Below are 19,209 nucleotides of genomic sequence, written 5' to 3'. Positions count from 1 at the left end.
TTAAAACGAAAGAATACCATGAGGCATTCAATTGATATAAAGATGGCAGGTCAGGCCTTAGAACAGACCGAAAAAGTACTGATCATGATTCATGGCCGTGGTGGGAGTGCTGAGGATATTCTGGGGATGTCTGCTTATTTAAATGTTGGGGATTATGCATTGATAGCCCCACAGGCAGACAACCACAGCTGGTATCCCTACTCTTTCATGGCGCCTGTACAAGACAATGAGCCTTGGCTCTCCTCGGCCATAAATGTCATTGAACAGGCTGTAGCGCTTGTTTTAAGCAAAGGAATAAAAGCAGAAAACATCCATTTCTTTGGATTTTCTCAAGGGGCCTGTTTAGTGCTCGAATACCTGGCCCGGCATGCCAAACGTTATGGTGGTGCAGTGGCCATCATTGGCGGGCTGATTGGTGAAGAAATTAATCGCAATAATTATACGGGTGACTTTGCACAGACACCTATTTTTATCGGGACAAGCAATCCAGATTTTCATGTTCCAGTGGAACGGGTCAAAGATACCGTGGCGATCCTTGAGGAAATGAAAGCGAATGTAAAGTTATCAGTATATCAAAACTTTGGGCATTCCATCAATCAAGAAGAAATTGATATCGCCAATCAGTTTGTATTCCTGTAATGGGTGTGGACATAGGATGAATAGGCATGTTCGCTTATCGACTCAGCCTTGTGGGTAGGCTATTTGGTAAGCGAACATGCATCTATGATTTATATAACCGGGTATCTATACCCATTATGATACACCGAAGCAAGAAGCTTGTCAGCCGTTTTATTCTTGAAATGCTGTTTTTCTTTATTCCAATAAAGCTTCTCGCCAGTTCTGAAAGCTATATTTCCCATTTGGGAAAAAATAGCGATGTGTGCACCTACCTCAATGGGCGCGTTTAACAACTGTGGATTTTTCTTTTGGATAGCGTCCACAAAATTCTCCATATGTTTTTCCAGGCCATTATCTAATGATGGTTGTAATGCAACAGCTTCCATCCTTCCCTTTTCGGGAATCACCTCCCAGCCGGCACGATTTAATACCAGTGTGCCATTATTACCAATAAAAGCAACCCCATGATTACGGTGATAAGGTCCCAGGTCAATGCCTTTCGCATGTTCCCATTGAATATTAAAATCATCAAATTCATAAACTGCAGTCATGGTGTCTGGGGTTTCACCTGCATCGTCCGGAAAAGCAAACTTTCCGCCCGAAGCCATGATGGATTTGGGGTCGGAGACTTTCATGCCTAACAGTGCGTAATCCAGCATATGTACTCCCCAATCTGTCATCAGCCCCCCAGCATAATCCCAAAACCACCTGAAATTAAAATGAAATCGATTAAGGTTAAAAGGACGTTTTTCGGCAGGCCCAAGCCAATCCATATAATGCACACCAGCAGGAGACGGTTCATCAGGTTTAACCGGGATACTGCTTTTCCAACCCTGATACGACCAAGCCTTCACCAGGCGTATCTTGCCGAGCTTACCTGAATGGACAAAATCAATGGCATCTTTAAAATGTTGCTGGCTACGCTGCCATTGGCCAACCTGAACAATTGCATTCTTTTTCTTGGCTGCCTGTACCATCAGCTGGCACTCCTGAATTGAATTACCGATAGGTTTTTCGACATACACGTGTTTGCCGGCATTAACTGCATCCACCATTTGAAGGCAGTGCCAATGATCTGGTGTCGCAATGATAACAGCATCGATCGCCGCACCTCTCAACATTTTTTTATAATCTACAAAAGTTTCTACGCTGATCTTTCTTTCCCTAAGTTCCGCCGCTCTCTTCTTTAATATATTTTCATCCACATCACAAAGCGCAGTACAAACCACATGACGATTCTTTAACAATGCATTCAGATCCGACCACCCCATCCCGTTAACGCCAATAAGTCCCACACGAATAGGTTGCTCTGAAAAATTAACGGCATGGGCCTGATGTAAAAATGAGGACGCGGCCAAAATACCCGTCGTTCTGATAAAGTCTTTTCTATTCATGGAATACTGGTTTAAATTCTAGTGGTTTTAGTTCCCGATGAAATTACGAAATCAATTTTAGACCTTACAAAAATCATTGTAAAATATATATAGACAATCCATTAGGGTTTCCTTTGCCTCATTTACCGATCTGTTACAGAAGATGGCTGTGGTCATGCTGTATTTTAAAAATCCAGCTGGCAGGAAAAACCATGCATGCCCTCCCTGGGGACAGCATTAGGCTGGAAATAATTTCACAGCACAAAAAAAATGGAGGATTTAAATAAAAAAACAGCAGATTACTCATTTATTATCCCTACCTTGCGGAACTTAATTAAAAATAATGAATACAGGTAAAATTAAATTTTTCAATGAAACTAAAGGTTTTGGTTTTATTACACCAGAGGATGGTAGTGCAGACGTTTTCGTTCACGTTTCTGCTCTTAAGAACCAAGTATCTGAAGGAGACGTTGTAACTTATGATGTAGAAAGAACTCCAAAAGGAATCAACGCTACAAATGTAAAATTGGCGTAATCCAAAAAATACACTTTCTTGTTAATGGGGTAATTCTTGATGATTTATCCCATTTCTTTTTAGTATTCTCCCTTGTTGTTTTCATCCTATTTATGTTCTAAGCAGCTAAGATATATTGAACAAACCAGTACATATCTTTGAAAACAGTACGTTCGAGGGTTTATTTAAGACTAATTTCCCAGTCATATTTTCATGGAATTTAAACAACTCAATTTAATCTCTCCGCTCCTAAAAGCGGTTACTGAGACAGGATACACAAGTCCTACCACAATACAACAAAAGGCTATTCCTATTATATTAAATGGGAACGATCTCATCGGATGTGCCCAGACCGGTACAGGAAAAACCGCGGCTTTTGCCTTGCCCTTACTGCAACGCCTGTCGGAAAGACAGGGACATATCCAAGGTAAAACAGCGCCAATCCGGGCATTGATCCTGACACCTACCCGTGAACTGGCCATACAGATCGGAGACAATATCAATTTATACCGTAAGTACTTAAAACTAAATTACTGTACAATTTTCGGTGGGGTAAACCAAGATAAACAAGTTAAAGAAATAAAAAAAGGAGTTGATATTTTGGTGGCCACACCAGGACGCTTATTGGATCTGATGAATCAGAAATTGGTTTTCCTGGACAAAATAGAGGTACTGATACTTGATGAAGCCGACAATATGCTGGATATGGGATTTATCCACGATATCAAAAAAATACTGGCGAAGTTACCCGAAAAAAGACAAACGTTATTTTTCTCGGCGACGATGCCAGCAAATATTCGCAAATTCGCCCAGGGTATACTTCATAAACCCATTGAAGTGGATGTGACACCGGTAAGTTCTACAGCTGAAAAAGTAAATCAATCGGTATATTTTATTGAGAAAAAAGAAAAAATAAAATTACTCACCAGTCTCCTTAAACAGTATAAACGTGAACGAACCATTGTCTTCTCCCGTACCAAACACGGTGCGGACAAAATTGTCAAATTGTTGAGCAAAAATGGTCTCCATGCTGCTGCAATACATGGAAATAAGTCACAAAATGCAAGACAAAGAGCATTAGGAGAATTTAAGGACAGTCGCATCAAAATATTGGTTGCAACAGATATTGCTGCGCGTGGAATAGATATCGAACAGTTGCCATTGGTCATCAATTATGATCTCCCCAATGTACCGGAGACCTATGTCCACCGTATCGGCCGGACCGGTCGAGCAGGATTGGAAGGACACGCCATTTCTTTTTGTGATGTGGAAGAAAGACCTTATCTGGCTGACATTGAAAAATTGATCGGATTAAAAATTCAGGTCAATAAAGCGGTTAAATAACCTCCGCTTCAAATCATTAGCATATGTTGAGCGTCAACAAAATAGGGGCTCAACATATTTTTGACATCCTTTACCGTCAACCACTAACCAGCTCAATCCTTCTAAAATTTTTCTGGCAATGAAAGAATCCTTTATTGCGCAACACTGCAAAATTCATACCTATCTATCACAAAAATTAATAGTTTCATTACAATTTAATCACTTTAAACTATTAATTTCAGATTATTCTTCTTATATTGAGAGTATTGTAATTAGCAGGTCAAATGATTGTCTACGCTATTTTGGTTAAACCTGTCTGATTTTTCACGAATCAGGCCTAATATGAAACACAATGGAAAAGCTCATTTTCGAAACCAATGCACAACATCCCAGCCTTGTGGACCAGATCAAACAAGCAGTTGAAAAACTAAACGGTATTCATGAATGGAAAATAGACTTAGATTCTATTTATAATCTTTTAACCATAGAAGGCATCCGTCTCAATCCTACGGAAATCGAGTCGGAGCTGGCGCTTCATGGTGTAGAGGCAAGCCGCCTTTATGAAGAATAATTTCAGGATGTATACTGACCTCGCCCCCATTTTCGAACAACGTACCAAAACGTCGTAAAAACAAAAGCAATCCCTTCGTCCAGATAATATATAATTGTATAGTCTTACCTGGACGAAGAATTACAGCAATACCTTTTTGATAATCATTCCCGAGGCACCGCCACCACCATTACAAATTGCAGCGAGTCCCAATGTTCCGCCTTCCTGTTGCAGGATACTGCTCAATGTGACAACGATTCGGGCCCCCGAGCAACCCAAGGGATGCCCCAGAGAAACTGCTCCCCCATAAACATTCACTTGACGGAGTGGCAATCCAAGGATTTGGGCATTCGCTAGCGCTACAACCGAAAAAGCTTCATTAAATTCAAAGTAGTCAATATCTGCAAGGCTTAGCCCAGCTTTTTTCAGCACTTTTTCCGTTACAAGGCTTGGTGTTGTCGTAAACCATTCGGGCTCTTGTTCGGCATCTGCATAAGCGATAATCTCCGCTAGCGGACGTAGTCCCAGTTCCTCCATTTTTTCCGCGCTCATCAGCAGTACTGCCGCAGCGCCATCACTCAATGTCGAGGCATTGGCAGCTGTGACCGTTCCATCCTTCTTAAATGCAGGTTTAAGCGCGGAAATCTTATCAAAGTTGACCTGGGAAAACTCTTCATCTCTCGAGACAATTTGCTCCCCTTTACGAGTTTGAATAGTGATGGGCTGTACTTCTGCGGCAAACTTATTTTTTTGCCATGCTTCCAGGCTTCGTTTATAGGAATTTATGGCATAATCATCTTGCTCCTTCCGACTGATCTTATATCTTTCAGCACATAATTCAGCAAAATTTCCCATGGCTTCATGGGAGTACGCATCACTTAATCCATCCCGCTGCAAACCATCGGTCAGCTTTTGTTCACCAAATTTGGCGCCCCAACGCAGACTATCGGTATAATAAGGAACCCTGCTCATGCTTTCCATCCCACCGGCAATTACAATCGCTGCATCATCCAATAAAATAGACTGTACAGCACATGCAATGGCTTTCATCCCACTTGCACATACCTTATTTACTGTGGTGGCAGTGACATGATCAGACAACCCCGCCAGACGGGCAACCTGACGGGCTGGGGCCTGGCCGAGACCGGCCTGTAAAACACTGCCCATGATAATTTCATCAACAAGTTCACCAGAAATACCTGTTTCATCAAGTACCGAACGCACCACATGGGCACCAAGTGCTGTTGCTGCAACGGACGATAAACCACCTCCAAAACTCCCAATCGGGCTACGCTTTGCGGCGACTATAAATACACGCTTTGACATGCTATTGAGTTTATAATTGTTTGCTAAAACCTGGCCGGTCAATGGTTATCTTTAACCGCGCCTTCTATCTCCTAAAGATAAAGAATATAACTGAGAGAATACAGCAACCTGATTTCATTTTTTTTAATAAAACAGAATAAATGAAAAATAAATATTTAATAAACCTCCCTACATAGTCAATTTAGCAAAAAATAAGCAATAAAAATTTGTAAAAAAGCCATTTGTTTTCACTAAATTCGTTTAGGTATCCATGTCTACGACAGACATTCCTATTAAATGCCTATTCAACTAGGCTCCAACAATAACCAAAAGTAAAATAAACGATTATGCAGACAAGCAGGTTGACCGCTGAACATCACATTTTTCGCGAAACACTACGCACATTTATTCAGAAAGAAATTGTTCCCCATATTGAAGATTGGGAAGAAAAGGGAGAAATTGACCGGAATATCTGGAAGAAAATGGGCGCCATGGGTTTTATGGGGCTCAATTACCCGGAGACATATGGTGGGCTAGAACTGGATTTCTATTATTCAATGATTTTTTGTGAAGAATTGTCCCATTGTTTTTCAGGTGGCTTTGCTATTTCAGCCTTGGTCATTCAATATATGTCCGCTCCTTATTTGCTCAAATATGGTTCCGAAGAATTGAAAACACGTTATTTAAAGCCTGTAATTGCAGGCGAATTGATCAGTGCCGTGGCCATCACGGAGCCAGGTGCGGGCTCAGATGTCAAGCAGATTAAAACAACCGCAGTCCGTGAGGGAGATGATTATATTGTTAATGGTTCCAAAACCTTCATCACCAATGGATATTATGGTGATTTTTTTATCACCGCCGTAAAAACAGCACCAGATCAGGGCTCCAAAGGGATCAGCTTATTGCTTATTGATCGAAATGCCATAGGTGTTACTGCCAATAAGATCAAAAAATTGGGTTGGCACGCATCCGATACTGCTGAGCTGGGATTTGACAATGTCCGCGTACCGGCTTCCCAGCTTATTGGAACGGAAGGAGAAGGGTTCCATTACCTGATGAATGGCCTGCAACTGGAACGGCTTACCGCTGCTATCCATAGTTTGGCGACCGCAGATTCTGCATTGAAATATACCTTGGATTATATCAGTCAACGGGACGTCTTTGGAAAAAAAGTCCAGGAATTTCAGTCGATCCGCCATCGTATTGCTCAAATGGTCGCAGATATGGCGACCACGAAAGCCTTCGTTCAACAGTGTTGTGATCTCCAAAATCGGAATGAATATGCCGTACAGGAATGCTCCATAGCCAAACTACAGGCCAGTGAACTTGCTGTTCAGGTCATCAATCAGTGCATTCAGCTTTTTGGCGGCTATGGTTTTACCGAAGATTATAAAATAGCACGCTTGTATCGGGACGTCCGTGTAGGCACTATTATCGGCGGCACCTCTGAAATTATGCTCGAAATCATCGCTAAAATAACAATTGATAAAGTCAACTATTCATCGAATATTGCCGGGTCAAAATAAACTGCTCGTGTACAACAACACTACTTTGTCATGAATGAAAATAAGACATATCTCACACATCCGCTCTTTGAAGTTCAATGTGACGCTCAACATATTGTCACCGTAAGACCGCTCAGCGATGCTTCAGTTATAAACCCACAAATTGCAGACCATATGGGCCAATTCGTCGACTTGGTCTCACAGCTGCTTGAACAGAACGAAATCCGTGGACTGGTTTATACCTGTCCACTTCCTCAGGGATCCATGGATTACGTTCAGCTATTTGAACAATTTGCCCAAGGACAGGCGAATATTGATGAAATACAATCCACCATACGGAGATCAGCAAACTGGGTTTCTTATGGGAAACCTATCGTTTCTATTTTTGAAGATAGCTGTACAGCTATCGGACTGGCAGCCATGCTCTGGTCGGACTATCGCATTTCGGATCACAAAATCAAACTGGGCTTTCCGGAAAGCAAATTTGGCCTATTCACTGGTTTTGGTAGCACCATCCACTTACCCAGGATCATTGGCTCAAGCAATAGCTTTGACCTCTTAACGAGCGGTAAACTGCTAACGGCTCAAGAGGCTCTTGAATTAGGCCTGCTGGACCAGCTGGGTACCAAAGATGAAAATATCCCCATGGCCAAAACCTGGATATTGAACAATCAAACGTCATTCACCCATACCCATAAAAGCTCCCCACCAACGGAAGAATTCAAGGAACACATCTCTGCTATACAAATGAAAACCAGAGACTTACTACCGAGTACAAATGCTGTGATCGCATTATTGTCTGACTTACCTGTAGCAGACTTAAAAGATGCTGCTGCTAGAGAAACGATGGCCTTTCAGAATGTATTCAACAGCTCCGAACCCGCGCATATGATCCGTACGCTTTATTATGGAATTCAGCAGGCAAAAAACAGCGATCGAGGCAAGCCTAACAAACACCCTGATGTCCGTAAGATAGGTATCCTCGGTGCCGGAATGATGGGCTCAGGCATAGCCTTCGAAGCTGCACGGGCCGGTATTGAAGTGCTGTTAAAAGATGTTAGTCTTGCCCAGGCCCAACAGGGTAAAGCCTATGCTGTAAATCTATGTGACAAACTTGTGGCCAAAGGGCTGATGAACACGGCACAACAGCAACTGCTTCTTTCCAACATAACCCCCAGTGCTACCACGGCTGATCTCCAGGGCTCTGACCTAATCATAGAAGCTGTATTTGAAGATATCAACCTGAAAGCAACAGTAAGCCGTGAGAGCATCCCATACTTGACAGAACAGGGTATTTTTGCTTCCAATACAACATCGCTTCCAATAACCACGCTAGCGTCTGTAACAAACAAGCCCGAGTGCTTTATCGGCATGCATTTTTTCTCTCCGGTGGACCGCATGCCACTGGTTGAAATCATCTGTGGTGAAAAGACCAGCCACAGTACATTAACAAAGGCTGTTGCCATAGCTTTACGCCTGGGAAAAATTCCCATTATTGTCCATGATGGCCCAGGTTTTTTTACTTCCCGTATTTTTTTCAATTATCTGTTGGAAGCCATCACCATGTTGCTTGAAGGTATCCCGGCGACAGTGATTGAGCAGGAAGCTTGGGCAGCTGGTTTTGCCGTTGGCCCCCTTGCGGTGCTTGATGAAATTTCCCTGGATTTGATGCTCCATGTTTACGATCAGCTTCCAACGTTGCATCCTAGTCAGCAACGTGCATATGCATATTTAAAAAGTATGATTGACCTGGGCAGGCATGGACGAAAATCGGGACAAGGCTTTTACGATTATAATAAAGATTCCAGAAACAAAATCATCTGGCAGGACCCGGCTATTACTTTCCTAAAAGAAATTCCCGATCAACGGATCATCCGTAAAAGACTTCTACATGTAATGGCATTGGACAGCTATCGTTGCCTCGAAGAAGGTGTGCTGGAGCAGCCCATCGATGGTGACATCGGTTCAATCCTCGGGGTGGGCTACGCCGCACAAACAGGCGGTGTATTTGGACATATGGACCAGACAACACTTCCCATCTTTGTGCAGGAGTGCCAATCGTTTATCCCTCATGGTGAACAATGGGAGGTTCCTGAATCCTTACGAGAACTGGCTGGCAAAAACTTCGCATTCTACCAGGGTTTCTCTTCAAACTGGCCATCCCATGCCTAATATCAAATGTCCTAGGTAGGAAAATGATCTCCATGGCCGGGCATTCCATGAAGAAATTCTTAGTAGATGGGCGATCAATAAAAAAAGGCCTTTGATAGGAACGCTATCAAAGGCCTTTCAGTACTGGCCTATACCTTTCTATTAACGTTCAAAAAGATCCATCAGACCAGCAACATCCTGTTCGATAAAAGTATCATAATCCAGGGTCACTCCAAGTAGTTCCTGCTGTTGTTTTTCTGAAAAAACACGGGCAAGATTGCGCTTATATTTTTCAATCAGTTTAGGGATTCCTTCTTCCCTGCGTCTTGGATGGCCAATGGGATATTCAACAACCAGTTCTGGCAGCACAGTGCCATCCTTTAATACAACCGTCAATGCATTTGAAATGGCCCGTTTTTGAGGATCATGATAATCTCGTGTAAACTGAGGATCCTCCACACAAGAGATCTTTTCACGTAAAGCATCAATACGGCTATCTGCGGCGACATGATCTTCATAATCTTCGGCTGTCAGACGACCAAAAATAAGCGGTACCGCCACCATGTACTGAATACAGTGATCACGGTCGGCCGGGTTATGCAAGGGGCCTTTTTTATCGATAATCCGGATCGCCGCTTCATGTGTCCGAATAGTAACACGGTCAATATCATGGCTATTTTTTCCGAATTGTAGCAACTGCTGATGCAATTGCATCGCTGCTTCAGCAGCCGTTTGCGCGTGGAATTCGGCTGGGAATGAAATCTTGAACAGAATATTTTCCATGACATAAGAGCCGTATTCACGCTGGAATTTAAAGGGATTCCCCTTAAATGAAACATCATAGAAGCCCCATCCGGGTGCGGTCAATGCCGATGGGTAGCCCATTTCACCTGTTTTTGCAATTAGTGCCAATCGCACAGCACGGGATGTAGCATCACCTGCAGCCCAGGATTTTCGGCTTCCGGTATTTGGAGCATGACGATACGTACGCAATGCTTGTCCGTCCACAAAAGCCAAAGAAACTGCATTGAGCAGTTCATCTTTGCTCAGACCCAGTAACCTACCGACTACCGCTGTAGAAGCGACTTTCACGAGAATGACATGATCCAATCCTACTTTATTAAACGAATTTTCCAGAGCCAGTACTCCCTGGATCTCATGCGCCATAATCATCGCTTCCAGAACCTGGTTCATTTTCAGCGGTTTCTCCCCTTTAGCAATTCTCGTCCGGCTCAACCAATCCGCAGTGGCCAAAATACCGCCCAGATTATCAGAGGGATGCCCCCACTCTGCCGCAAGCCAAGTATCATTAAAATCCAACCAACGAATAATAGTCCCGATATTAAAAGCCGCTTGTATGGGATCCAGCTGGTAGTTTGTTCCGGGTACCTTCGCTCCCTCAGGAACAATCGTCCCCGGAACAACAGGCCCCAATAATTTTGTGCAAGCAGGGTACGTCAATGCTTCCAAACCGCAGCCGATGGTATCTAAAAAACAGTAAAAGGCCGTGTTCCAAGCAACCTTACTCTGAATTTTATAATTTAAAACATAGTCCACAATTGCCTCCAAAACCTGATCAGGTTGAGGTCTTTCATTTATTATAGTTGAGCTCATTACTTTATTTCTTGGTTGGACTTACATCCTTATCTAATTATTTTTGCGACCTGTATTTTTATTGACTAAGGCAGCGCATTCTCTTATACCGATGACTTAAACAACCACCACAACATCCTATCAGTCACAAATATAACAACCTATCTTTCCGAGATCGGAACAAAAGGCCGGTCATCCGGACCAATATAGGTTGCACTCGGACGGATGATTTTTCCATCCTGTCGTTGTTCAAAAACATGTGCTGACCAACCGGTGATGCGCGACAATACAAACAGTGGGGTAAACATTTCAGTGGGTACCCCCATGAGATGATAGGACACAGCTGAATACCAATCCAAATTTGGAAACATCTTCTTTTCATCCCACATCACTTTTTCCAGGCGTTCGGCAATTAAGTAGAGCGTCATATCACCGGCTTCTTCGGACAATTCTTTGGCAACCTGTTTGATCACCTGGTTTCTCGGGTCTGAAATGCTATAGACAGGATGCCCAAAGCCTATGATCACTTCTTTGTTGGCCAAGCGTTTACGAATATCGGCTTCGGCTTCATCAGCATTCGCGTAGCGGCTCTGAATCTCAAATGCGACTTCATTTGCTCCTCCATGTTTCGGCCCTCGCAAAGCCCCAATCGCACCGGCAATACAAGAATACATATCCGATCCTGTTCCAGCAATTACCCGAGCAGTGAAAGTTGATGCATTAAACTCATGTTCGGCATACAGGTTCAATGAGATCTGCATCGCCTTTACCCAGGATTCCGGCGGAACTTTTCCATGGAGCAAATGCAAAAAATGCCCCCCCAAAGTAGCGTCCGAAGTCTCTACCTGAATTTCACGGCCATGCTGACTAAAGTGATACCAGTATAACAAGGCTGAAGCCATAGAGGCCATAAGACGATTGGCAATGTCCCTTGCTCCCGCAATGGAGTGATTGTCCTTTTCAGGGCTTACACTTCCAAAAAAAGACACATACGTGCGTAACACATCCATGGCATGTGCCGTCGAAGGTAATTGTTTCAGTACCTGCTGAACAGTGATCGGTAAACCCCGCTGACTGATCAATTGGCTCTGATAGGTCGCTAATTGCGACTGAGTAGGTAAATTACCATATATCAACAGATAGGCGACCTCTTCAAAACTTGCCTGATGCGCCAAATCTAAAATATCATATCCTCTATAATGCAGGTCGTTGCCACTTTTCCCTACTGTACTGAGTGCTGTATTACCTGCGGGGACACCAGAAAGTGCTACGCTTTTCTTCGGTTTAAAACCAGTTTCATTTGTCTCTTTCATCTGAATAATTTAAGTCTTCATGATCGAACCCTTTCTCATCGTTAGGTGAACAGGTTGACCTTATGTTTTATCATTATTGAACAATTGATCCAATCGATTTTCGTATGCATAATAATCGATGCTTTGGTAGAGTTCCTCCCGTGTTTGCATACGCCCCAATACTTGTCCCTGATCACCATCCTGACGAATATGGTGATAGACTGCTGTTGCAGCCTGGTTGGCTGCCCGGAATGCTGATAAGGGATACAGAACAATGGACACATTAGCCTGTCTTAACTCATGCAGATTGAACAAAGGTGTCTGCCCAAATTCGGTAATATTGGCCAATATGGGCAGGCCTGTTGCTTCGCTAAAACGCACATACTCGGCCAAATTATGGACAGCTTCAGCAAAAATAAAATCAGCGCCAGCTTCTTTATAAGCGACAGCTCTTTCTAATGTCCGTTCTAATCCTTCTGAAGCCAGGGCATCGGTACGTGCACCAATAACAAAGTGCGGATCGGTACGTGCATCAACCGCGGCTTTCAGACGGTCAACCATCTCTCCTTTAGCAACAATTTCCTTTCCAGGACGATGTCCACAGCGCTTGGCCCCCACCTGATCTTCCATATGAACAGCAGCAGCACCAGCTTTAATCAACGATTTGATCGTTCGCGCCACATTAAATGCAGAGGGTCCAAAACCGGTATCAATGTCCACCATCAAAGGCAGTTTACACACGTTTGTAATACGGTCCACATCAATTAAAACATCCTGAAGTGTCGTAATGCCCAGATCAGGCACCCCCAATGAGCCAGCAGCAACGCCACCACCGGAAAGGTATAATGCTTTAAACCCCGCCTGTTCGGCCAAAAGGGCATGATTTGCATTGATGGCTCCTACGACTTGTAAGGGCTTTTCATTCGTCATTGCCTCCCTAAAAAGATAACCTGGAGAATTTATCATAATATCGAAATTTAGATTCGCATAATCCATCAACCCTCCGGATAAAAATCTAGCGATGATTTAATGGACAGTATTTAAGTTTATTTTCAGTCTGAGGAATAATTTTTCGGATTATTTCACGACGTCAGATCATTCATCTTAAAGATAGCAATTATTGCGGTAATTCAGCAAATTATTTTCTACACTGCCATCATTTAACCAAAGAAAATACGGTATATCACCAAAAAAACCATTTCTAATGACTTATTTGTTGTTATAAAAAAATAGAGAAAAATAGGACCTGCCTCCCCCGCTAATGGTCAGGATGTTAATTCAGCTGAAATGGCAATGGGTCCTTTAAATGAAATTCAAACTCCAGCTCCTGCTCAGCCCTTGCTATCTTTAACCGTATTTCTTTTCCTTCTTCAGATTTAAATAGATTATTGATAGATTCCAGTGAATAAGAAGAAGCTGACCTGCCATTGATTTTCAGAATTTTGTCTTCGGCTTTCAAGCCTGCGATTGCAGCGGGTGACTCTGCCCTGACCATAGCCACTTTATATAGATTTCTCAACACAAAACGAAACTGAACGCTATTATCCATTCGGATTTCTATTCCTCCATCTTTCTTTAAAGCCACAGGCACTTGTTCTTTTTCATAGGTTATCCCATCATGTATAACTTCAAGCCCACTCATATTGAGGTAGTAGAACTTATCAAAGTTGCGGTTCTTTCTCAGGTAAATGGCCTTATTTGGATAGTCCAACACAATCTTAAATCGGCGTAGAAGTTCATTTCCAATGGAGCCGATCCGTTCGCTGACAAAAGCTGCGTGCTGCAAGGATGTCAATTCAGGGTAGGCAACAAGTGGAAAATCCATGGTAAATTCTCCTATTTTCAACGATTTGATCCGGTTTCTCTTACCATAAATCTCACCATTAAATCCCTGACCTATATAATCCAAAATATAGGGTGATCGAATGGAAAAGCCTTTCAGCCTATCCGGGATGAGCATTAAGGCATCACTATTTCCCATATCAATCAAGACACGGCCTTTGATTTCTGTGGAGTCCTGATCAAAAGCAACCGAAACATAAGGCCTGTTATTTATCATATCCATTGGTAAGCGTTGCATTTTATGGAGCCCTTTGGGTACTACTCCTTGCTGATATAAGGTGATCCGATGTTTGAGAAAATCCAATTCAACACAATGCCCCTGAAAAAAACGGCTGCCCATGATACCATTGATTTCTACGCCTATACGTGTTGAAATATCGATATGTGCGTTATTGAGAATATAAATTGGATGATCTAGATCTTCATATACATGAGCCACATTAACCTGGTTATTTATAGACAAATAACCATCTAACCCTTCATCTTTACCTAAGCCCTGGAATTTATTGACAAAAACCGCGCTATCGATCGAGTTCAGCGTTTCGCCAAAAATCATGGTTTCTTTCACGCCTGTATCCAGTAAGAAATTCATGGGATAGCCATTGACCTGAACCGGAATAATCACTAGATTATGAACAAAAATAAAAGGGAATTTAGCCTTACTTTTTTCTTTTAAAACAAAGCCACCCTGTCCCCGTGTGAAAAGAGAGCACAGCAATGCCAGTGTTAAAAATACAATTTTCATCCAAGTTTATATTTGGTATTTCCAATTTAAACAAGAATATTCAGAATAAAAAGGTTTCTATAAAAAAAGCTGCATCAAGTACTTATGGCGTAATTCCATCGATCAGCCCTCCCCCTCCGCTGCTTCACTGCTGCATCTTTCTTCAATTTTAAGCTCCTTTGATCGGAATTTCTTACCCTTAGACTTAGGACAACATATGCCTTCCCTCGCTTATCAATAAACAAAGAGCGAGGATGGTCCAAAGTGAGACTAAGGAAATATCAGAGAATCAGCAAAGTATCAAGAAATAGCAAAAATATGCGGGACCATAAATTAGACAGGTATGAGGTTTATTTAACAGGCCATTGTGTGGGCACACTTTCAAAGATGGCTTCATTTGGGGACAGCCAATCATGTTCAATGGAATATATGCCAAACATAAAGCCCTCTCTACGTCATGTAAAGAGGGCTTTGTACCCGGAGCCGGAGTCGAACCGGCACGGTTTCCCACTGGTGTTTGAGACCAGCGCGTCTACCAATTCCGCCATCCGGGCATTTCCATTTGGAATGATGCAAAAGTAGGCTTTTTATTGAAAAGGCGAAAACTTTTTGAATAAATTTTCTACCATCCACAATAGAGTACTGAAAAACAGCCAACTATTTTTTCATCAGTTGCTCAGAAAGCTTGCTTTCACGGTTATATTTGCTGTTTTCTTACGTGAAGTTGTGTTAAAGGCCCCACCCGAAGAGTATTCTTCATTATCATTTTGACCAGTTATCTGAAAAATTCCAAGATCCGCTTTTACCAAATCCCCAAGCCCGGCATCAGCTTCCTCCGCAATATTTACGGCCCGCTGGTGGGCATTTTTGGAAGCCTGTGAAATGAGCTCCAGTTTTAAATCTTCCAGTTTCGAATAATAATAATTGGGTACGCTTGAACTCAGTTCTATCCCTTTCGAAATCAAAGTTGAAATCTCTCTTGAGGCATTATCCACTTTATTGAGGTCTTTTGATTCCACACTGACGGTCTGCGATAAGGTATAACCTGAAAAAGTATTGTAACCGTTTCCTTTACCATCTGTATGATATTCGAAATCTTTCGCAATATTGACCGCCTCAAAACGAATTTCATTGGCTTTAACTCCTTGTTGGACCAAAAAATCCCGCACCAGATTACGATCGGTGGCTAATTGTGCCGAAGCCGCACTTAATTCATAATTTTTTCTACTAAAAGTAGCATTCCACTTGACCAAGTCGGATTCAAAATCTTTTTTCGCATTACCATTTACAGTAATTGTCTGCGTGGAATTAAACTTGTACCGATAAGCAGCTCCCAATATCCATGCAGTTAGCAGTACAACAATGCCCACGATAATAGAAATAATAACAGATGGTGATTTCATAACCAGTTTTTTATATTTACGTAACAATGAATATACCAAAAAATCAACGTTTTTTTATTTTTTATAGATAAATTGCGACAAAAAGAATTAAATATGAATAAGAAAAATATCTGTATTCCATTCTGCTTTCTTGTGACACTTGCAGCTCAAGCACAAAAGAAACCATTAGACCATACAGTATATGATAGCTGGCAAAGCATCTCCACTCCATACATCAGCAAATCCGGTAAGTTTATCCTTTACCAAGTGAATCCACAGGAAGGAGACAATCAACTTTTATTGAAAACAAAAGAGAACAAGGAACTTATTCAGGTCGCCAGAGGGTATAACGCACAACTGACCGATACGGAAAATCATCTGATCAGTCTGATCAAAGCTCCATTTGCACTTACCAGAGAGGCCAAAATCAAAAAGAAAAAGGCGGCGGATTTCCCAAAAGACTCCCTGGTCATCTACAACCTGACCACATCATCTGTTGTCAAATTTGCTCAGGTAAAGTCATACAAGCTTGCGGAACAAGGCAATAATTTCGTTTCATTCCTTTTCGACAAAGAAACAAATGAAAAACCTGCTTCCATTAATACAGGTAATACAGGAGGAGAAACCACCGAAGCAAAAAAAAATACCGATAAACAGAAGAAAACGGCCACACTGGCCCTTTATAATTTGAATTCAGGTGATTCTGTTCAATTTACGTCTGTCGACCAGTACGCTTGGAATAATAACGGGACCAAAATTGTTTTCTCCAAGAAAGTAGAGACCAAAAATGCCAACGAGGGCCTATCAAAGGAATCTGGGGTTTACCTCTATGATGTAACCACTAAAAATCTAAAGAAAATATCAAATGGTCAGGGCGATTATAAGAACTTCAGTTTTGACGAATCAGGAAATCAATTGGCCTATTTGGGAGATCTCTCCAATGAAAAGGCCCTGCTTAAGAAGTATAATCTTTACTATTACTCAGCAGGCATCGATACGGCACAATACTTGGCCACGCAAAGCAGCCATGGTATTCCCAAAAATTGGGCTGTCAGTGGCGATGGCCACATTCGCTTTAGCAAAGATGGTCAAAAGCTTTTCTTTGGCATTGCGCCTATCCCACGGATCAAAGACACCACGTTAGTTGATTTTGAACATGCCAAGGTCGATGTATGGGGATGGCAGGACGATTATTTGCAGCCCATGCAGCTGGTCAATCTGAAAAAGGACCTAGCAAAAAGCTTCCTCGCAGTTACTTACCCTAAAAGCAACCGCAATGTTATCCCCTTAACAGATGAAACGTTTAATTCGACCATGCTTACACCTGACGGAAATGCTGAATATATTTTGGCCCGCACAGATTTTGGAAAGCGGATTGAGAGCCAATGGGAAGGTAGAACAAGGGATGATATTTATCTTGTTTCGACAAGAACTGGAAACCGGGAATTGATTCTTTCCAACTTTTCGGGAACGGCAAGCTTAAGTCCCGACGCAAAATATATAGTCTATTTTGACCAGGATAAAGGAACCTGGAACTCCTATCAAGTGAGCTCAAAAAGAAAAATCGTCTTGAATGATGGCATTCCAGCTGCTTTTGCGGATGTGGAGAATGATATGCCCAGCACTGCACAGGGATATGGTATGGCTGCTTGGAGCCCTGATTTTAAAGGTATCTATGTCAACTCCAGATATGACATCTGGTATTTCAATCTGGATGGATCCAAAAAATCAATTCTGACCAATGGATATGGTGCAGCCTCCCAGACAACACTACGTTATCTTCCCCTACGCCGCGAAGAAGACCGTGATCAGGCTTTAACTTTGGATTATAAAAAAGGCGGTCTTTTGACATCCTTTGACAATAAAACCAAAGAATCCGGTTTTTATCAGTTTAAAGGTCAGCATAATGATCCGAAGATGCTCTTAGTGGAGCCAAAAAGCTTTAAGAACATCAGTTCTTCCGCTGACCAACAAACCATTCTATACAGCAAGGAAGATTATGTTCATTCACCCGATATTTACGTCAATAATAGTAAGTTTAAGGATGAAGTGCGACTATCCGCCATTAATCAACAACAGGCAAACTATAATTGGGGAACGGCGGAACTTGTCCACTGGACCACCCCTGCGGGGCATCCGGCCGAAGGCATTCTCTATAAACCAGCGAACTTCAATCCTGCAAAAAAATACCCTATCATTGCTTATTTCTATGAGAAACTGTCGGACGGCCTCCATACCTATCAGCCCCCAGCCCCTACGCCTTCCCGGCTAAATATACCCTTCTTTGTGAGTAACGAATATCTGGTATTTGCGCCCAATATTAGCTATGAAACCGGACATCCCGGCAAATCAGCAGAAGAATATATCAATTCAGGCATGAAATACCTCGCCCAAAATCCATGGGTAGATAGCACCAAAATGGGAATCCAGGGACAAAGTTGGGGTGGGTATCAAGTTGCGCATCTCATTACACGTACCAATATGTATGCGGCAGCATGGACTGGGGCTCCTGTGGTCAATATGACATCGGCTTATGGTGGCATACGGTGGCAATCAGGCATGTCCCGTCAGTTTCAATATGAGCATACCCAAAGCCGCATTGGAAAAACATTATGGGAAGCACCAGAACTATATATTGAAAACTCACCTTTGTTTCATTTGGATAAAGTAAATACGCCGGTCGTGATCATGGCCAATGATAACGATGGAGCCGTTCCTTGGTATCAAGGAATCGAAATGTTTACCGCCCTTCGACGGTTAAACAAACCTGTGTGGATGTTAAATTATAATGGTGACGAACATAACCTAATCCAAAGACAGAATAGGAAAGATATACAGATTCGGGAACAGCAATTCTTCGATCATTACTTAAAAGGAGCTCCGGCACCCAATTGGCTCAAGAAAGGTGTTCCAGCAACCTTAAAAGGGATAGACTGGGGCCTAGATTACAAGTAACGAATATCAAAACAGGGTAATTTCACTACATTACCCTGTTTTTTTTGACCAAAAATCATTTTATAACAGTTATTTTATAAAA

General features: G+C 42.3%; 14 protein-coding genes and 1 tRNA gene. 7 read left to right on the top strand and 8 right to left on the bottom strand.

Annotated features, from left to right (window positions below):
- Positions 1-18 precede the first annotated feature (18 nt).
- On the top strand, positions 19-639 hold the full coding sequence (locus tag HX021_RS02010) for an alpha/beta hydrolase (protein ID WP_286587947.1): 621 nt from the start codon (positions 19-21) through the stop codon (positions 637-639).
- 89 nt (positions 640-728) lie between these two features.
- Here the strand turns inward: HX021_RS02010 and HX021_RS02005 are convergent, their stop codons facing one another.
- Entirely contained in the window at positions 729-2,012 is a 1,284-nt protein-coding gene (locus HX021_RS02005; RefSeq protein ID WP_286587946.1) for a Gfo/Idh/MocA family protein, read from the bottom strand.
- 322 nt (positions 2,013-2,334) lie between these two features.
- Between HX021_RS02005 and HX021_RS02000 the strand changes: the two genes are divergently transcribed.
- The 3 genes from HX021_RS02000 (at position 2,335) to HX021_RS01990 (ending at position 4,399) form a co-directional block, all read left to right on the top strand.
- Positions 2,335-2,526: a cold-shock protein gene (locus HX021_RS02000; RefSeq protein WP_077434921.1), complete on the top strand. Its 192-nt coding sequence runs from the start codon at positions 2,335-2,337 to the stop codon at positions 2,524-2,526.
- Between the two features lie 192 nt (positions 2,527-2,718).
- Positions 2,719-3,849, top strand: a complete 1,131-nt coding sequence (locus tag HX021_RS01995) for a DEAD/DEAH box helicase (protein WP_286587937.1) — start codon at positions 2,719-2,721, stop codon at positions 3,847-3,849.
- A 331-nt stretch (positions 3,850-4,180) separates the two neighbouring features.
- A complete protein-coding gene (locus HX021_RS01990; protein WP_286587935.1) occupies positions 4,181-4,399 on the top strand; it encodes a hypothetical protein in 219 nt (72 codons plus the stop codon).
- 120 nt (positions 4,400-4,519) lie between these two features.
- Here the strand turns inward: HX021_RS01990 and HX021_RS01985 are convergent, their stop codons facing one another.
- Positions 4,520-5,704 (bottom strand): thiolase family protein, encoded by a 1,185-nt coding sequence (locus HX021_RS01985; RefSeq protein WP_286587934.1) that lies wholly within the window; start codon positions 5,702-5,704, stop codon positions 4,520-4,522.
- Positions 5,705-6,030: 326 nt separating this feature from the next.
- Between HX021_RS01985 and HX021_RS01980 the strand changes: the two genes are divergently transcribed.
- Both HX021_RS01980 and HX021_RS01975 read left to right on the top strand, forming a co-directional pair.
- Positions 6,031-7,209, top strand: coding sequence for an acyl-CoA dehydrogenase family protein (locus HX021_RS01980; RefSeq protein ID WP_286587933.1), 1,179 nt, complete (start codon positions 6,031-6,033; stop codon positions 7,207-7,209).
- A 30-nt stretch (positions 7,210-7,239) separates the two neighbouring features.
- Positions 7,240-9,360 (top strand): 3-hydroxyacyl-CoA dehydrogenase NAD-binding domain-containing protein, encoded by a 2,121-nt coding sequence (locus HX021_RS01975; protein WP_286587930.1) that lies wholly within the window; start codon positions 7,240-7,242, stop codon positions 9,358-9,360.
- A 141-nt stretch (positions 9,361-9,501) separates the two neighbouring features.
- On the opposite strand, the gene HX021_RS01970 is transcribed toward HX021_RS01975, so the two are convergent.
- The 6 genes from HX021_RS01970 to HX021_RS01945 all read right to left on the bottom strand — a co-directional run bounded on the left by HX021_RS01970 (position 9,502) and on the right by HX021_RS01945 (position 16,193).
- Entirely contained in the window at positions 9,502-10,953 is a 1,452-nt protein-coding gene (locus HX021_RS01970) for a bifunctional 2-methylcitrate dehydratase/aconitate hydratase (protein WP_286587926.1), read from the bottom strand.
- Positions 10,954-11,093: 140 nt separating this feature from the next.
- The gene (gene prpC / locus HX021_RS01965; protein ID WP_286587924.1) at positions 11,094-12,245 is read right to left on the bottom strand and encodes a bifunctional 2-methylcitrate synthase/citrate synthase; all 1,152 of its coding nucleotides are present in this window, start codon (positions 12,243-12,245) and stop codon (positions 11,094-11,096) included.
- A 60-nt stretch (positions 12,246-12,305) separates the two neighbouring features.
- A complete protein-coding gene (gene prpB / locus HX021_RS01960; protein WP_286587923.1) occupies positions 12,306-13,190 on the bottom strand; it encodes a methylisocitrate lyase in 885 nt (294 codons plus the stop codon).
- A gap of 307 nt (positions 13,191-13,497) precedes the next feature.
- A complete protein-coding gene (locus HX021_RS01955) occupies positions 13,498-14,811 on the bottom strand; it encodes a PDZ domain-containing protein (RefSeq protein WP_286587921.1) in 1,314 nt (437 codons plus the stop codon).
- A gap of 453 nt (positions 14,812-15,264) precedes the next feature.
- A tRNA-Leu gene (locus HX021_RS01950) sits at positions 15,265-15,344 on the bottom strand.
- A gap of 114 nt (positions 15,345-15,458) precedes the next feature.
- Positions 15,459-16,193, bottom strand: a complete 735-nt coding sequence (locus HX021_RS01945) for an SIMPL domain-containing protein (protein WP_286587919.1) — start codon at positions 16,191-16,193, stop codon at positions 15,459-15,461.
- 93 nt (positions 16,194-16,286) lie between these two features.
- Here HX021_RS01945 and HX021_RS01940 point away from each other — a divergent pair, with 93 nt between their 5' ends.
- The gene (locus HX021_RS01940) at positions 16,287-19,127 is read left to right on the top strand and encodes a prolyl oligopeptidase family serine peptidase (protein WP_286587917.1); all 2,841 of its coding nucleotides are present in this window, start codon (positions 16,287-16,289) and stop codon (positions 19,125-19,127) included.
- The last annotated feature ends 82 nt before the right edge of the window (positions 19,128-19,209 follow it).

Origin of the sequence: Sphingobacterium sp. N143 (assembly GCF_030325625.1) — a bacterium.
Classification (GTDB): Bacteria; Bacteroidota; Bacteroidia; order Sphingobacteriales; family Sphingobacteriaceae; genus Sphingobacterium.
This window is presented reverse-complemented; position numbering and strand designations above follow the sequence as displayed.

Bases quoted from the DNA above. Each gene is read 5' to 3' on its own strand.
- HX021_RS02010 (WP_286587947.1), top strand. From the start codon at position 19: ATGAGGCATTCAATTGATATAAAGATGGCAGGTCAGGCCTTAGAACAG.
- HX021_RS02005 (WP_286587946.1), bottom strand. From the start codon at position 2,012: ATGAATAGAAAAGACTTTATCAGAACGACGGGTATTTTGGCCGCGTCC.
- HX021_RS02000 (WP_077434921.1), top strand. From the start codon at position 2,335: ATGAATACAGGTAAAATTAAATTTTTCAATGAAACTAAAGGTTTTGGT.
- HX021_RS01995 (WP_286587937.1), top strand. From the start codon at position 2,719: ATGGAATTTAAACAACTCAATTTAATCTCTCCGCTCCTAAAAGCGGTT.
- HX021_RS01990 (WP_286587935.1), top strand. From the start codon at position 4,181: ATGGAAAAGCTCATTTTCGAAACCAATGCACAACATCCCAGCCTTGTG.
- HX021_RS01985 (WP_286587934.1), bottom strand. From the start codon at position 5,704: ATGTCAAAGCGTGTATTTATAGTCGCCGCAAAGCGTAGCCCGATTGGG.
- HX021_RS01980 (WP_286587933.1), top strand. From the start codon at position 6,031: ATGCAGACAAGCAGGTTGACCGCTGAACATCACATTTTTCGCGAAACA.
- HX021_RS01975 (WP_286587930.1), top strand. From the start codon at position 7,240: ATGAATGAAAATAAGACATATCTCACACATCCGCTCTTTGAAGTTCAA.
- HX021_RS01970 (WP_286587926.1), bottom strand. From the start codon at position 10,953: ATGAGCTCAACTATAATAAATGAAAGACCTCAACCTGATCAGGTTTTG.
- prpC (WP_286587924.1), bottom strand. From the start codon at position 12,245: ATGAAAGAGACAAATGAAACTGGTTTTAAACCGAAGAAAAGCGTAGCA.
- prpB (WP_286587923.1), bottom strand. From the start codon at position 13,190: ATGATAAATTCTCCAGGTTATCTTTTTAGGGAGGCAATGACGAATGAA.
- HX021_RS01955 (WP_286587921.1), bottom strand. From the start codon at position 14,811: ATGAAAATTGTATTTTTAACACTGGCATTGCTGTGCTCTCTTTTCACA.
- HX021_RS01945 (WP_286587919.1), bottom strand. From the start codon at position 16,193: ATGAAATCACCATCTGTTATTATTTCTATTATCGTGGGCATTGTTGTA.
- HX021_RS01940 (WP_286587917.1), top strand. From the start codon at position 16,287: ATGAATAAGAAAAATATCTGTATTCCATTCTGCTTTCTTGTGACACTT.